This window comes from Bacillota bacterium (assembly GCA_036504675.1).
GTDB lineage: Bacteria > Bacillota > Sulfobacillia > JAJYWN01 > JAJZPE01 > DASXUT01.
The window spans coordinates 60,330-76,240 of the sequence record DASXUT010000173.1 but is presented as its reverse complement, the minus strand read 5'-3'; the positions used below and the strand labels follow the sequence as shown (position 1 = coordinate 76,240).

At 68.1% G+C, this 15,911-nt stretch carries 12 protein-coding genes and 1 riboswitch; of the genes, 10 read left to right on the top strand and 2 right to left on the bottom strand.

Annotated elements, in window-relative coordinates:
* Nucleotides 1-8: 8 nt before the first annotated feature.
* The 8 genes from purQ to VGL40_13850 are packed head-to-tail and all read left to right on the top strand — an operon-like array spanning nt 9 to nt 9,530.
* On the top strand, nt 9-722 hold the full coding sequence (gene purQ, locus VGL40_13885; protein ID HEY3316355.1) for a phosphoribosylformylglycinamidine synthase subunit PurQ: 714 nt from the start codon (nt 9-11) through the stop codon (nt 720-722).
* Entirely contained in the window at nt 712-2,973 is a 2,262-nt protein-coding gene (gene purL / locus VGL40_13880) for a phosphoribosylformylglycinamidine synthase subunit PurL (protein ID HEY3316354.1), read from the top strand. The genes purQ and purL overlap by 11 nt, the downstream gene beginning before the upstream one ends.
* Nucleotides 2,958-4,418 carry an amidophosphoribosyltransferase gene (purF, locus tag VGL40_13875; GenBank protein HEY3316353.1) on the top strand — a complete coding sequence of 487 codons (1,461 nt, stop codon included), beginning with the start codon at nt 2,958-2,960 and terminating at the stop codon, nt 4,416-4,418. Before purL ends, purF begins: the two co-directional genes overlap by 16 nt.
* The gene (purM, locus tag VGL40_13870; GenBank protein HEY3316352.1) at nt 4,408-5,481 is read left to right on the top strand and encodes a phosphoribosylformylglycinamidine cyclo-ligase; all 1,074 of its coding nucleotides are present in this window, start codon (nt 4,408-4,410) and stop codon (nt 5,479-5,481) included. The genes purF and purM overlap by 11 nt, the downstream gene beginning before the upstream one ends.
* A complete protein-coding gene (purN, locus tag VGL40_13865) occupies nt 5,482-6,117 on the top strand; it encodes a phosphoribosylglycinamide formyltransferase (GenBank protein ID HEY3316351.1) in 636 nt (211 codons plus the stop codon). It abuts the gene before it with no gap.
* Entirely contained in the window at nt 6,099-7,667 is a 1,569-nt protein-coding gene (gene purH, locus VGL40_13860; protein HEY3316350.1) for a bifunctional phosphoribosylaminoimidazolecarboxamide formyltransferase/IMP cyclohydrolase, read from the top strand. The genes purN and purH overlap by 19 nt, the downstream gene beginning before the upstream one ends.
* Before the next feature lie 22 nt (nt 7,668-7,689).
* A complete protein-coding gene (gene purD, locus VGL40_13855) occupies nt 7,690-9,003 on the top strand; it encodes a phosphoribosylamine--glycine ligase (GenBank protein HEY3316349.1) in 1,314 nt (437 codons plus the stop codon).
* On the top strand, nt 9,000-9,530 hold the full coding sequence (locus tag VGL40_13850) for a QueT transporter family protein (GenBank protein HEY3316348.1): 531 nt from the start codon (nt 9,000-9,002) through the stop codon (nt 9,528-9,530). The genes purD and VGL40_13850 overlap by 4 nt, the downstream gene beginning before the upstream one ends.
* A gap of 157 nt (nt 9,531-9,687) precedes the next feature.
* On the opposite strand, the gene lgt is transcribed toward VGL40_13850, so the two are convergent.
* Nucleotides 9,688-10,488 (bottom strand): prolipoprotein diacylglyceryl transferase, encoded by an 801-nt coding sequence (lgt, locus tag VGL40_13845; protein ID HEY3316347.1) that lies wholly within the window; start codon nt 10,486-10,488, stop codon nt 9,688-9,690.
* Between the two features lie 116 nt (nt 10,489-10,604).
* On the bottom strand, nt 10,605-11,849 hold the full coding sequence (locus tag VGL40_13840; GenBank protein ID HEY3316346.1) for an acyl-CoA dehydrogenase family protein: 1,245 nt from the start codon (nt 11,847-11,849) through the stop codon (nt 10,605-10,607).
* A 263-nt stretch (nt 11,850-12,112) separates the two neighbouring features.
* On the opposite strand from VGL40_13840, the gene VGL40_13835 reads away from it, so the two are divergent.
* Both VGL40_13835 and VGL40_13830 read left to right on the top strand, forming a co-directional pair.
* Complete coding sequence (locus VGL40_13835; protein HEY3316345.1) at nt 12,113-12,262, top strand: hypothetical protein; 150 nt, start codon at nt 12,113-12,115, stop codon at nt 12,260-12,262.
* A 97-nt stretch (nt 12,263-12,359) separates the two neighbouring features.
* Nucleotides 12,360-12,450, top strand: a riboswitch (cyclic di-GMP riboswitch).
* Between the two features lie 340 nt (nt 12,451-12,790).
* Complete coding sequence (locus VGL40_13830; GenBank protein ID HEY3316344.1) at nt 12,791-15,634, top strand: ATP-binding protein; 2,844 nt, start codon at nt 12,791-12,793, stop codon at nt 15,632-15,634.
* Nucleotides 15,635-15,911 lie beyond the last annotated feature (277 nt).

Here is a 15,911-nt window from a genome sequence, read left to right as displayed (position 1 = left end):
TGGCCCGGATGAGCTGGGCGGTGGTGGTCTTCCCCGGGACCAATTGCGAGATCGATTGCCGCCACGTCATCGCCGACGTCCTAGACCTGCCGGTGGACTATGTCTGGCACAAGGAGCGGAGCCTGTCCGGCTATGACGCGGTCGTCCTGCCGGGGGGCTTCTCTTACGGTGACTACCTGAGGACCGGGGCCATCGCCCGGTTCTCACCGATAATGGGGGCGGTCGAGGAGTTCGCCGCCTCGGGCCGTCCGGTGCTTGGCATCTGCAACGGCTTCCAGATCCTCCTCGAGGCCGGCCTCCTGCCCGGGGCGATGCGTCGCAACGAAGGCCTGAAGTTCCAGTGCCACGACGTCTTCCTGCGGGTCGAGAACGCCGGGACGGCCTTCACCAATCGCTGCGCGCCCGGTCAGGTCCTGCGGGTCCCGATCAAGCACGGAGAGGGCAACTACTACGCCGACCAGGCGACCCTCGAGGAACTGGAGGGCGAGGGACGGGTGGTCTTCCGCTACGCCGAACCCGACGGGACCGTGAGTGCCGCCGCCAACCCCAACGGCTCGCTGGGCAACATCGCCGGGATCGTCAACCGCGAGGGCAACGTCCTCGGGATGATGCCCCATCCGGAGATCGCCGCCGAACGACTCCTGGGGATGGAGGACGGACGGCTGATCTTCGGGTCGGTCGTCGAATCCTGGGTGAAGGGGGGCGTGGCCGTTGGCCGATGAGCGTGACCGCGACGCCGCCCCCTGGGAAGAGGTCGGGCTGACCGCCGGTGAGTACGACCGAATCGTGGGTATCCTCGACCGTGAGCCGACCCACGTGGAATTGGGCATGTTCGGTCTGATGTGGTCCGAGCACTGCAGCTACAAGACGTCCCGGTCGACCTTGAAGAGACTGCCCACCAAGGGGCCGAGGGTCCTCCAGGGGCCGGGGGAGAACGCCGGGGTCGTCGATATCGGCGACGGTTTGGCCGTGGCTTTCAAGATCGAGAGCCACAACCATCCCTCCTTCATCGAGCCCTACCAGGGAGCGGCCACCGGGGTGGGGGGTATCCTGCGGGACATCTTCGCCATGGGCGCCCGACCCATCGCCATCCTCGACTCGCTCCGCTTCGGCGAGCTCGACGACCCCAAGAACCGCTGGCTCTTCGGGGGCGTGGTCGGCGGCATCGGCGGTTACGGCAATTGCTTCGGCTGCCCGACGGTGGGCGGCGAGGTCTACTTCGACCCGTGCTACCGGGGCAACCCCTTGATCAACGCCATGTGCGTCGGGCTGGTCGACCGGGAGCGACTGTTCTACGGCCGGGCCGAAGGCGCCGGCAACCCGGTCATCCTGGTCGGCTCGAAGACCGGCCGCGACGGCATCCACGGGGCCAGCCTCCTGGCCTCGAAGGAGTTCGATGAGAGGGCCGAGGAGCGCCGGCCGGCCGTCCAGGTGGGCGATCCGTTCCTCGAGAAACTGCTCCTCGAAGCCTGCCTCGAGTTGGCCGGGACGGGGGCCGTCGCCGGGCTCAACGACCTCGGGGCGGCCGGCCTGACCTCGGCGGCCAGCGAGATGGCCAGCCGCGGAAAGCACGGCATCGAGATCGACCTCGACCGGGTCCCCCGGCGCGAGACCGGGATGACCCCCTATGAGGTCATGCTCTCCGAGTCGCAGGAGCGGATGCTCCTAGTGACCAGGTCCGGGCGCGAGGACCAGGTCCGACGGGTCTTCGCCAAGTACGACCTGGACGCGGCGGTGATCGGCCGGGTGACCACCGACGGACGGCTGCGGGTCATCGATAAGGGCCTGGTCGTCGCCGACATCCCGGCCGACGCCCTGGCTTCCGAGGCGCCGATTTACGAGCGGCCCGAGGCCGAGCCGAGGTACCTGGCCGAGGTTCAGTCGCTCGACCTTCGGGCCCTGCCCGAGCCGGACGATGCCGCCCGGGTCCTCGAACGCCTCCTGGCCTCGCCGGACATCGCCGACAAGGCCTGGGTCTACGAGCAATACGACCATTTCATCCTGACCAACACGATCGTCCGTCCCGGCTCGGACGCCGCCGTCCTCAGGCTCAAGGGCAGTCGTCGGGGCCTGGCCCTGAAGACCGACGGCAACGGCCGGTACGCCTTCCTCGACCCGCGGGCCGGGGCGGCCATCGCCGTAGCCGAAGCGGCCCGCAACGTCGTCTGTTCCGGGGCCGAACCGGTGGCCATCACCAACTGCCTCAACTTCGGCAACCCGGAACGGCCCGAGGTGATGTGGCAGTTCCGGCGGGCCGTCGAGGGAATGGCGGAAGCCTGCCTGGCCCTGGGGACCCCGGTCACCGGCGGGAACGTCAGCTTCTACAACGAGACCCTCGGTGAGAACATCCACCCGACGCCGGTCGTCGGCATGCTCGGGGTCCTCGAGGATGTCGAGCGGGACCAGACCACCCAGTGGTTCAAGCGTCCCGGCGACCTCATCGCCGTCCTCGGGCCCAAGGGCGGGGACCAGGCGGCCGGTCTGGGCGGGAGCCAGTATCTCAAGACCATCCACGGCCTCATCGGCGGCCGCCCGCCGGCCCTCGACCTCGCCCTCGAACACCGGGTCGAGCAGGCCTGTCTGAAAGCCATCCGGGGGGGACTGGTCAGGTCGGCCCACGACGTCGGCGACGGCGGGCTGGCGGTGGCCCTGGCTGAAGCCTGTTTCGGCGGGTCCGGCCCGCGGCCCGCCAACGGGGCCGAGGTCGACCTCGACCCGCTGACGGCGCCCGGAAGCACCCGCGACTCCCTTCTCTTTGGTGAGGAGCAGTCGCGCCTCGTGTTGAGCCTCGACCCGGGCGACGCCCGGCGGCTCGGGGACATTGCCGCCGAGGCCGGCGTGCCCTTCGCGGTCATCGGGCGGGTCGGCGGAGACCGGCTGACCATCCGGCTCGACGGCCGCGCCGTCCTGGACCGCCCGGTGGCGGTCCTCGAGAAGCTTTGGCGGGAGGCGATTCCATGCCTGATGAAGTGATCACGGGCCTTGACGACAAGGTCCACGACGCCTGCGGCGTCTTTGGCATCTATGGCCACCCCCAGGCCTCGCGGCTCACTTACTACGGTCTCTATGCCCTGCAGCACCGCGGCCAGGAATCGGCCGGGATCGTCTCGGCCGACGGCGGGCGGGTCCACGTCCACAAGGGCATGGGTCTGGTCTCCGAGGTCTTCGACGACATCGATATCGACCAACTCTCGGGTCACCTGGCCATCGGCCACGTCCGCTACTCGACCACCGGCTCGAGCCTGATCGGTAACGCCCAACCGCTCCTGGTCCGCTACCGCCGGGGGATGCTGGCCCTGGCCCACAACGGCAACCTGGTCAACGCCGGGCGCCTCCGCCGCCAGCTGGAGGACCAGGGCTCGATCTTCCAGACCTCGGTGGATACGGAGGTCATCGCCCACCTGGTCGCCCGGCTCGGCTCCAATGGCCTGGAGTCGGCCATCGCCGCCAGCCTCTCGCTGGTTCGGGGGGGATACGCCCTGCTCTTTCTGACCGAGGACCGGATCATCGGGGTCCGCGACCCCAACGGCATTCGGCCGCTGGCCCTCGGCAAGCTCGGTGAGGCCTGGGTCTTGGCCTCGGAGAGCTGTGCCTTCGATACCATCGGGGGCGAGTTCGTTCGCGAGGTCGGCCCCGGGGAGATGATCATCCTCAGCGAGCGGGGGATGGAGAGCCGGCCGGCCGTCCCGGCGGGCCGCCCCGCCCTGTGCGCTTTTGAGTTCATCTACCTGGCCCGCCCGGACTCCAACCTGAACGGCCACAACGTTCATGCCGTCCGCAAGGAGTTCGGGCGCCGGCTGGCGCGCGACTACCCGGTCGAGGCCGACATCGTCGTCGGGGTGCCCGACTCGAGCATCTCGGCGGCCACCGGCTACGCCGAGGAGGCCGGCATCCCCTATGAGATCGGGCTGATCAAGAACCGCTACATCGGCCGCACCTTCATCCAGCCGAGCCAGTCGACCCGGCAGTTCGGGGTGCGGGTCAAGCTCAACCCACTGCGCAAGGTGATCAACGGGAAGCGGGTCGTCCTGGTCGACGATTCCATCGTCCGCGGAACGACTTCCCGGCATCTGGTCAAGCTATTGCGGGAGGCCGGGGCCCGGGAGGTCCACCTGAGGATCGGTTCGCCCCCCTACATGAACCCGTGCTTCTTCGGCATCGATACCTCGGCCAGCGGTGAGCTGATCGCCGCCCAGAAGGCCATCGAGGACATCCGCCAACTGGTCGGGGCCGACAGCCTGGATTTCCTGAAGGTCGAGGCCTTGGCCGAGGCTACCGGGCTGCCGCGCCAGGACCTCTGCGTAGCCTGCTTCAATCGCGACTACCCGGTGGAAATCGAGCCGGCCGGCAAGTTCGACTTGGAGATGTCCAGTCCGGCCATGGCCGAGATCGCTGGAGGTAAACCCCATGCCCGATAAGGAAGACCGCCCGGACCGCCGCCCGGACAGTGCCGACCGCCTGACCTACCGCCAGACCGGCGTCGATACTGAACTGGCCGAGATGGCCGTCTCGAGGATCCAGGACCTCATCCGGGGAACGGCCCGGCCGGGGGCGATGTTCACCGGTCGCGGCTTCGGCAACCGCTTCGAGCTGGACCCCGGCACCTGGCCCCGCCCGGTGCTGGTCTCTGGGGCCGACGGGGTTGGGACCAAGCTGAAGATCGCCTTCGCTCTGGACAAGCACGACACGGTGGGCCTCGATTGCGTGGCCATGTGCGTTGACGACGTGGCCGCGGCCGGGGCCGAACCCCTCTTCTTCCTGGACTACGTGGCCACCGGGAAGCTCGTCCCGTCCCGTCTCGAGGCCATCGTGGCCGGCGTCGTGGCCGGCTGCCGCCAGGCGGGTTGCGCCCTGATCGGCGGCGAGACGGCCGAGATGCCCGGGATGTACGATGAGAACGAGTACGACCTGGTCGGGTTCTCCGTCGGCGCGGCCGACAAGGACCGGCTTTGGGGCAAGGACCGGGTCAGGGCCGGCTACGTCCTGATCGGCCTGGCCTCGTCGGGACTCCATTCCAACGGCTATTCACTGGTCCGGGGGATCGTCGAGCGGGCCGGCCTGCGGCTGGGCAAGTTCGTCGACGAGTTCGGCCGGACCCTCGGCGAGGAGCTTCTCGAGCCGACCCGGATCTACGCCCGCCACCTTATCGCCGTCGGCGGCGAGTTCCCGGTGGCGGCGGCCGCCCACATCACCGGCGGGGGGCTGGTCCGCAACGTCGGCCGGATCCTGCCGGACGGGCACGGAGCGGTCATCGACCAGGGGTCGTGGGACATCCCCCCGGTCTTCGAGTACCTGGCCCGGCACGGCCGCGTCGATGAGGACGAGTGTTTCCGGACCTGGAACATGGGCCTCGGGATGGTCATGGCGATCGAACCGGCCAAGGCCGACGGCCTGATCGGCCGCCTGCGCCAGCTGGGCGAGCGGGCCTGGCCGATCGGAACGGTCGCCGCCGGACCGGATGCCCGAGTCCGCTTCGCCTAGATGGTCGCCCTGGGCGTCCTGGCCTCCGGCCGGGGGACCAACCTGCAGGCGATCATTGACGCCGTCAAGGCCGGACGGCTCGACGCCCGCCTGGCCGTGGTCATCAGTGACAAGCCGGGGGCCGCGGCCATCGAGCGGGCCAGGCGGCACGGGGCGCCGGCCGTGGTCGTCGACCGGCGGGCCTACGGAGGTCGGGCCGAGCACGAGCGGGCCGTGGTCGAGACCCTCCGCGCCCATCACGTCGACCTCGTCTGCCTGGCCGGGTACATGCGGATCGTCGGTCCGACGCTCCTCGATGCCTTCGGCGGGCGGGTGATGAACATCCACCCCGCCCTCCTGCCGGCCTTTCCCGGCGTCGACGCCCAGAAGCAGGCCTTGGAGCACGGGGTCAAGGTGACCGGCTGCACCGTCCACTTCGTCGACAAGGGCATGGACTCGGGGCCGATCATCCTCCAGCGGGCCGTCCCAGTCCTCGAGGGAGACGACGTCGAGACCCTCGCCGCCCGGATCCTCGAACAGGAACACCAGGCCTATCCAGAAGCCATCCGCCTGTACGCCGCCGGGCGCCTCGAGGTGATCGGGCGGCGGGTCCGCATCCTCGGGGAGGAGGCCACATCATGCCAAGACGTGCGTTAGTCAGTGTGTCCGACAAGACCGGAATCAAGGGGTTTGTTCAAGAGCTCCTGGACCTGGGGTTCGAGGTCATCTCGACGGGTGGGACCGCCCGTCTTCTCAGACAATCCGGACTCCCGGTCAGAGAGGTCTCGGACGTGACCGGTTTCCCGGAAATCCTGGATGGGCGGGTGAAGACCCTTCAGCCGGGCGTCCACGCCGGCATCCTGGCCGCCCGCGACAAACCGGAGCACCTGCGGCAACTGGCCGACCTGGGGATCGAGCCCATCGACATGGTCGTCGTCAACCTCTACCCCTTTCGGGCCACCGTTGAGCAGCCGGGGGTGACCTTCGACGAGGCCATCGAGAACATCGACATCGGCGGGCCGACGATGATCCGCTCGGCGGCCAAGAACCACCGCTACGTGACCGTCGTCGTCGATCCCGAAGACTATGGCCCGGTGCTCGAGGAACTCAAAGCCAACGGGGCGGTCGGGGCGGCCACCAGGTACCGCCTGGCGGTCGAGGCCTTCCGTCATACGGCCAACTACGATGCGATCATCTCCGGCTGGCTGTTGAGGCGGCAGGGGCACTCCCCGGCCGACCGGCCGGAGCGGCTGTTGCTTTACTTTGATAAAGTACAGGACCTTCGCTACGGCGAGAACCCGCACCAGCAGGCAGCCCTCTACAGCGAGCCTTTCGCCTCGCCGTCCAGCCTGGCCGGGGCCACCAAGCTGCAGGGCAAGGAACTGTCCTACAACAACCTGATGGACGCGCAGGCGGCCCTCGAGACGGTCACCGAGTTCGACCGCCCGGCCGCCGTGGTCGTCAAGCACAATAACCCGTGCGGGGCGGCCGTGGCCGACACCCTGGCCGAGGCCTATCGCCGGGCCCACGACGCCGACCCGGTGTCCATCTTCGGCGGTATCGTCGCCCTGAACCGCTCCTGTGACCGGGCCACCGCGGTCGAGTTGGCCAAGATCTTCCTGGAGATCGTCATCGCCCCGGGCTTCGAGGCCGAGGCCCTCGAGGTCCTGGCGGCCCGCAGGGACCTCCGATTGCTGGTGGTCCAGCCGCCCGCCGGCGAACGGCGGGAGGTGACCCGAGCGGCCGGTTACGACCTCCGCCGGATCAGCGGCGGCCTGCTTCTGCAGACGGCCGATGTCGCCGTCGCTCAGGAAACCGCCGCCGGCTGGCGGCTGGTCGCCGGGCCCGCCCCGACCGCCCCCGTCCTGGCCCAGCTCGAGCTGGCCTGGACGGTGGTCAAGCACGTCAAGTCCAACGCCATCGTCGTGGCCAGGGGCGGGGCCACCGTCGGCATCGGGGCCGGCCAGACCAACCGCATCGATGCCGCCAAGTTGGCCATCGAGCATGCCGGTGAGCGGGTCCTGGGGGCCGTCCTAGCCTCCGACGGCTTCTTCCCCTTCGCCGACGTGGTCGAGGCGGCCGTGGCCGCCGGCGTCTCCGCCATCGTCCAGCCGGGCGGCTCCATCCGCGACGACGAGTCCATCGCCGTCTGCCAGAAGGCCGGGCTGACCATGCTCTTTACGGGCATCCGTCACTTCCGGCACTAGGCCCGGCGAAGGTGGCGGGGCCATGAGAGTCCTGGTCATCGGGTCGGGCGGTCGAGAGCACGCCCTGGTCTGGAAGATCCGCCAAAGCCCGCTGGTGGACGAAGTCTTTGTCATCCCCGGCAATCCGGGGATGGAGGGCCTGGCCCGGCGGCTGCCGGGCGACCCGAGGGACGTCGGGGCGCTGGTTCGTCTGGCCGAGGACAGGCGGATCGACCTGACCGTCGTCGGTCCTGAAGACCCACTGGCCGCGGGGTTGGTCGATGCCTTCACCGCCCGGGGCCTAGCCGCCTTCGGTCCCACGGCCGCCGCGACGGCCATTGAAAGCAGCAAGGTCTTCGCCAAGGATCTGATGCGGCGAAGCGGCATTCCCACCGCCAACTATCGGGTCTTCGAGGTCGCGGAGGAGGCCCGGGACTACGTCAGCGGGCGGCCGGAGGGGCCGCTGGTGGTGAAGGCCGACGGTCTGTCGGCCGGCAAGGGCGTGATCATCGCCAGGGATCGGGCCGAGGCCCTCGCGGCGCTCAACGAGGCGATGGTCAGGGCGGCCTTGGGCTCGGCCGGTCGGCGGGTGGTCGTCGAGGAGTTCCTGGTCGGTGAAGAGGTCTCGGTCTTCGCCATCTGCGACGGTCAGCGGGCCCTGCCCCTAGCCGCGGCCGAGGACCACAAGGCGGTCTACGACGGTGACCGCGGGCCGAACACCGGCGGCATGGGGGCCTTCTCGCCGGTCCCGGCCTACACCTCGGCGGTGGCTGAGGCCGTCGGTCGGACCATCCTCGACCCGATCGTCCAGGCCATGGCCCGGGTCGGCCGTCCCTTCCGGGGGATCCTTTTCGCCGGGCTGATGCTGACGGCCGCGGGACCCAAGGTCCTGGAATTCAACGCCCGCCTCGGTGACCCCGAGACCCAGGCCGTCCTGCCGAGGATCAAGGGGGACCTGGTCCCGGTGCTTCTGGCGGCGGCCCGGGGTTCGCTGGACGGGGTGACCATCGACCTCACCGACGAGGCCGCCGTCTGCGTGGTGATGGCCTCCGGCGGGTATCCGGGGCGTTATGTCAAAGGGCGTCCGATCACCGGCTTGGGGGCCGACCTCGGCCCGGGGGTCACTGTCTTCCATGCCGGGACCTCGCGGGATGCCGAGGGTCGATTGTGCACCTCCGGCGGGCGCGTCCTCGGGGTCACCGCGACGGCCGCCGGGCTCGAGGAGGCCATCGCTCGGGCCTACGCGGCGGTGGACCTCATCCACTTCGAGGGGACCCACTACCGACGCGACATCGGGCACCGCAAGGCCGGCCTCCGTGAAACGGGCTTCAGAAACGAGGGGAAGAGCAGACCTTGAACGAAGAGATTAGGGAACATGATGAGCCCAAGTCCCCGGCCGAGAGGTCCCCGGCCCAAAGGATCACCCGGGTGGCCATGATTGCCGCCATCTACGCCGCCCTGACCCTGGCCCTGGCCCCCATCAGCTACTCGGCCCTGCAGGTCCGGGTGGCCGAGGCCCTGACCGTCCTGCCCTTCATCTCTCGGCTGAGCATCCCTGGACTTTTCGTCGGGTGCCTGGTGGCCAACCTCTTCGGCCTCTTCTTCACCGGGCTCGGGTGGTACGACGTGGTCTTCGGCAGCCTGGCCACCCTTTTGGCGGCCTACCTGACATCGAGGGTGCCCCGACCGATCCTGGCTCCGCTCCCGCCCATCGTCATCAACGCCCTGGTCGTCGCGGCCTATGTCAGCGCCTTATCGAACCTGCCCTATTGGCTGACCGCCCTATACATTGCCGCCGGCGAAGCCGTCGCCGGGTATGTGCTGGGTTACCCTCTCCTCATCTTCCTTCTCAAGAGGCCGGCCTTGAGGCGGTACATCGAGTAAGCAGGCCTGCTAAATCCGACATTGCGGGGTCGTCATGGCCATTCTCCAGAAAACCGAGAGCCGCCCGGACGGTCGACCGACCTCAGGGCGGCTCATTCATTGGGCGAGATGGGGGATGGCGGGCCGGACGGGTGGCGCCGCCCGCCGCGCGCCATGGTCAGCCGTCCTGCCCGTCGGCTCCGGCGGCCGGGTCGATCGCCGCGCTCGGCACGCTCTCCTTTGTGGCCCGGTGCCGAATTCGCCAGAGCATGTAGGCCGCCAGGAGGATCAGGGGCAGGCTGACGATCTGGGTCAGGGTGAAGAGCCCGATGCCCAGCTTGGGATTGACATAACCCCAGACGTAGAGCGGGTTGTCTCGGAAGGTCTCCTCGACGACCGCCCGGAGGAGCGAGTACCAGAAGACGAAGGTCCAGAACATGTAGCCGGGCGGCGGGACGTGGGCCTGCTGTCTGAGGGCGATGATCAGCAGGACGACCCCGATCAGGGAACCGTAGATCTGGGTGGGGTGAGCGGTCATCGAGGACCCGAAGGCGCGGCCCATCGATTCCCCGTTGATCAAGTTGCCGATGCGGACCAGGATGATCCCCACGGCCACCCCGGGAACCATCAAGTCAACGTAACGGTAGAAACTGATCTTGCTGTAGATGGCGTAGAGCCAGATGGCGAGAGCGCCGCCGATGATCGCCCCATGGAAGGAAAGGCCACCGTGCCAGGTGGCGATGATCTCCGCCTGGTTGGTGGCATAGTAGCCCCAATTGGTGACGACGTAGCCCACCCGGGCGCCGATGAGGCCCAGGATGATGGCCAGAGGGATAACCGTCAGGACATGGTCCTCGTTCACCCCCCAGCGCCGGGCCTGGCGGTAGGCCAGGTAGGCACCGATGGCCACCGAGGCCCCCATGAGCACTCCATACCAGCGGACGGCGAACGGTCCGACCTCGAAGATGACCGGATTCAAAGGCAGTCTCCCTTCTGTCAAGGCACTTGGGTTATATCCCGCGATTGGCGGGCGCCGTACAGGTTCAGTTTAGCACGGCCGATGGACCCGGGGCAACCGCCTCGCGCCGTCCCCAATCACTCGTAGATCTTTTCCTCGTCCCGGGCGTCGCGGGCGTCGGCCTCCAGGTCGCGGAGGGAGCCGCCAGGGCGGATGGCCGCCTCGAGCGCGGCGAAGAACTCATGCTGGATGATGAGGTCCATGACCTCGTTGGTCCCGGTCCAGATCATCATGATTCGGGCATCGCGGAGGTAACGCTCGACCGGGAAGACCGTCGTGTAGCCGATCCCGCCGAGGACCTGCATGGACAGGTTGACGACCTCCCAGGCCGACTCGGTGGCGAACTTCTTGGCCTCGGAGACCATTCGGCGGACCCGCGAGGCGTCCGGGTCCCGGTCGGCCGAGGCCGCCGCCGCGTGGACCATCGCCGAGGCCGCGTCGAGCTTGGTCAGGGAGTCGGCGATCTTGAAGCTGACTGCCTGGAAGTCCTTGATCCGCCGCCCGAAGGCCTTGCGCTTCGTGGCATAGCGCGCGGCGATGTCGAAGGCCGCCCGGGCGAGCCCCAGCGAGCCCGCGGCGGTGGTCATCCGCTCGGGGATCATCATCCGGTAGAAGATGTCCGAGGCTCCGTTCTCCCGGCCGACCAGGTTCTCGGCGGGGACCCGGGCGTCCTGGAAGAGGACCCGTCCGGTCCCGCCGCCGCGCGTCCCCAGCAGGCCGTAGAGGTACTCGACCTTGACCCCCGGGCCTCGTTCGACGATGAAGGCGCTGATCCCCCGATGGGGAGGGGCGGCCGGGTCGGTGCGGGCATAGGCGAGGAAGTAGTCGGCCCCTTCGGCCCCGACGACGAAGCGCTTCTGGCCGCTGAGCAGGTAGACGTCGCCCTCGCGGCGGGCGGTCATCGTCGTCCCGAAGAAGTCGGAACCGCCGCGCGGCTCGGTCAGGGCTTCGGCCGTGCACAACCGGCCCGCCAAAGTCGGGCCGAGGTACTTGGCCTTCTGTTCGGAAGTGCCGAAGACGTTCAGGGCCTCCCCAACGATGCTCGGCAGGGAATACAGGCAGGCCAGGGAGGTCCCGAGGACGCCCACTTCTTCCAGGGCGACGATCTCCTCCGTCCAGGGCAACCCGCGCCCGCCGTACTCGTTCGGGAAGCGCAGGCCGAGCAGGTGCCTGGCGGCCGCCCGTTCCAGGTATTCCTTGGGATAGTGGATCGCCTCGCCGTCCATGGCCAGGATGAGGTCCTTGGGGACGTCCTCGCGGACGAAGGCCCGGACCTCCTCGCGAAGACTCCTCGAGGTCTCGGTGAGCAGCGCTTCGATCACCGTGGATCCCTCCAGTCGCGGTCGGTTTGGGGACGGGCCAAGTCGAGAATATCACTTGGACGGGCCCGCGGCAACGGAGTCGCAGGAAAAATCAGCCTTCGGGTCTAAGGCTGGCCGCCGCGCGGGCGGTCTACGATAGTCACACGGCCGGGCGCGAACCAGGAAAGACCTCGACCGGGCCCGCAACGCCCGGATTCTTTGACGCGTACGGCCCTCTACCACTGAATCTCCTTATTAAGCCCGGCTCGACGACAGACGACTAAATGACTGCCGAGACAAAACGTGGCCTTTGGGTTACCCGGTTCCACTGCACCAACCCCATCCGCCCGATCAAGACGAGAATCACCGGGATGACCAGGGACAGAACCTTCCTGATCGAGGGCGGCCGGGTCACCGGGATGACCGAATGCTGAGCCCGGAGCCAGGCGACATTTCTCGCGAAATTTGGCAAAGCTTGGCCCCGGACGGGAAACCCGCCGGGACCTGTCGAGAGAGACGATAAGCAAGACCATCGGAAAAAGGCAAACCCGGCGAAAGCCGGGGGCGCAAAATCACGGGTCTACAGCGCGCTCCGGCGCGCCAGGACGGCCGGGTTGCCCGAGTCGGCGCCAGCCCTTCGGCGGCCTGCTTGGCTCCCAGCCAGCAGGCCGCTTTTTCAACAACCTTGACAGACAAACACGGCCCGGACGGGAAGCAACTAGACCAACCCGTGGGTGGGCATGAGGGTACCGGCTAAAGCCGGCCCACGAACCCGCAGTTTCGTTCCAGTCTGAATGCGGTTCGTGGTATAATCAGGAAAGGAGGTCGATACTTTGAAGGCTCTCCTCCGAGCCCTCGTGACCTTGGCCCTTCTGGCTTTGGCCGGCGGGGCGTGGATTAACTGGCCCTGGTGGTAAGCGAAAGACCCGTCCGGGCCAAGTTTATTTTTTTGGGGGACTTCAATGAAGCGTTTTCCCCCCGCCGTCCGGGCCTACTTTATCTTGATCGGCTTGGTCGGAGCCTCCGTCTTCGTCCTTCAGGCCTGGCGCCTACCAGTCGAGTTAGCCGTTCCAGTGGCGATGTCCGGCATAGCGATGGCGGTCTCCGAGTTGGCCCAGGCCATCCTACCCTCGGGTTTGGGGGTTTCGGTTGGCTGGGCCGTCATCGTTTTCAGCGTCCTTGTGCTCGGACCAGCAGGTACGGCCTGGGTCCAGTTCATCGGTTCGACCGTGACCGGAGGGGTCCGCCGCACGTCCATCCTCCCCTTCATGTTCAACCTGGGGAACATGGTCGGTACGGCCACCCTTGGGGCCTACCTTTTTGGTCGGCTGGGCGGGCGCGTCGATTCCCTCGCCGACTCCCGGACCTGGCTGATCCTGGTCTCATCGATGGGTCTGATCTATGTGGGCAACGCCGCCGTGGCCGCCGTCGCGATGAGCCTCTACAAGCGCGGCGGCTTTGCCGTCACCTGGTTGGGCCTGATGAACCAGGTCCTGCCGAGTTTCGTCGTCCTGGGTTTCGTCGGCGTTGCCTTGACCCTGGCCTATCTTCACTGGGGCAACCCGACCCTAATGGCCGTCCTGGTCCTGATCATTCTCCTCCACTATGCCCTCAGGCAGTACACCGCCATCCTGCAGGAGCGGGCGGTCACCGACTTCTTGACCCGCTCGGAGTCCCTGACCGGGAACTGGCGGGCCCATACCGAGCGGGTCGTCGGTTATGTCACGGCCATCGCCAACGAGCTCGGCTTGAAACGCCCGGAGCAAACCCTCCTCCGCTACGCGGCCTGGTTGCATGACGTGGCCCATTGGGATCGGCGGCTGCAGGTGCTATCGGGCGGTCAGACCCCCGCGTCCGTCGATCGGGTTGACTCGGCCGTCCGGGGAGCGGCGGCGGTGGCTGCCCTTGCCCCTCTCGTCCCCGTAGCCACGATGATCCGGCAGATGGGCGAGCGGTATGACGGCAAGGGCGGGCCGGACGGGCTGGCCGGGGAGGGCATCCCCATCGGTTCCCGGATCCTGGCCGTGGCCGAGCGCATCGATCAACTCATCCAGACCCCGGACCGCCCGGCCACCATGGCCGAGGTCCTGGCCAGGCTCCGGGAGGAGGGGGGAAAGGACCTCTGCCCGAGCGTCGTCACCGCCGTCGCGTCGCTTGCCCAGCGGAACGATCCGGCGCTCATTGGGGCTCGCATCGGCGTCAGCCCCGAAGAGCGGGCCCGCGACACCCGCCGCCTGGCCGAGCAACTCCGGGCCATCCTGGGGGCCAGGCGCTACGAGGTCTCTTCCAGGCAGGTCCTGGGCGGTCGGGTCAAGCTCGGCCCTCGCTTCTATCAGTCGTCCGTGGGCGCCCCCAGCCTCTTCACTCTGTACGAACTGGGCCAGGTCTTGAACTCGTCCCTCCATCTCGAGCGAGTCCTGACCATCGTCAGTGAGGTCGCCGAGGAGCTGACCGGGGTCAATTGCCGGGTCGTCCTGGAGGGCAAAGAGGGTTCGACGCCGAGCCCCGAAACGGCCGCCACGGCGGACCGGCCGACGGTCACCATCCCGATGGTCAGCCGGGGCCGCCGGGTCGGCTCCCTCGTCCTGATCGGAACCACCGGGCAGGCCCTCGGTGATCGCCAACTCGACCTGCTCTCTATCGTCGCCGGCCAGGCCGCGCTGGCCGTGGAGAACGCCAAGCTATACTCGGAGATGGAAGTCCGCCTGAGCGAGATCTCTGAGATGAAGGCCTTCACCGACGTGGTCCTGAACAGTCTGACCACCGGGGTGATCGTCTGCGACGAGCGCGGGCGGGTCACCCTGACCACCAAGCGGGCCAGGGAGATCATCCGGTCCCTGAACTACGACGCCGGGCCGACGCCTGAGCTCGAGCGGGTCCTCGACCCGATGACCGGCGACCTCCTCCGCCAGACCATCAACGGGGGGACCAAGGGCTTCCAGCGCTATCCCCTCGAAGAACCATGGGGCCTCGGCACAGTCGAGCTCCACACCTCGCCCCTCCGGGACGCCGCTCAGAAAACCGGGGCCGTGGCCATCATCCACGACGTCACCGAGCGGGTCCGCCTGGAAGACCAGATGCAACGGGTCGAGCGCCTGTCCATCCTCGGCGAGTTGGCGGCCAGCGCGGCCCACGAAATCCGCAATCCGCTGACCTCCATCCGAGGCTTCGTCCAGCTACTGATGACCGGGGAGACCGGGCCCGGGAAGGCCGGCGAGTACTTCCCAATCATCATCCGAGAGATCGACCGGATCGACGGGATGCTCAAGGAGATGCTCGCCCTCACCCGCCGGACCTCTCCCAACCTGACCATCTGCGACCTGCCGTCGATTCTCGACGAGACCCTCCAACTCCTCGAAAACGAAGCCTTCATCCGCCGGGTGGCCGTCGTCCGGGACTACTCCCGTGACCTCCCGGCGATCAGCGCCGACCGGGACCAGATCAAGCAGGTCTTCCTGAACCTCTGCACCAACGCCCTCCAGGCCATGCCCAAGGGCGGGGAGCTGCGGGTCGAGGCCCACGTGGGAATGGCCCAGGAGGTCGGCCAGGTGACGGCCGGGTCAGGCCAGATCGGCTGGGACGGGGGGGAGACGGGGATCGTCGTCAAGGTCTCCGACACCGGCGTCGGCATTCCCCGTGAATACCTCGGCCGCATCTTCGACCCCTTCTTCACGACCAAGGAGGCGGGGACCGGTCTGGGCTTGGTGGTCAGCTTTGGGATCCTGGAGAGCCACCGCGGGCGCATCAGCGTCGAGAGCACGCTGGGGAAGGGGTCTGGCTTCACCGTGTGGCTCAGGGGGGCGTGAATGGGCGGCCACCTAGGCGCCGTGCCGCGACTGCCCCGTAATCAAGGAATCCATAGCCGGCAAGGCCCCGCGCGCCACGCGGGGCCTTCTGTATCGGGGCCGGGCTTTCCGTCTTGGGAGGAGGTTTTCCCGCCAGGATGAGCGAATGCCATTCCGACGGTCGGGCTCGCGGGGCGGGGCGCGCCTCGAAAGACAGCTGACGAGTGCCCGCCGTCGCCGGCGAGCGCCCTCGGGCGGGCGGCCCGCATTCGGCTCCGCCGCCACGGACAGATTACAT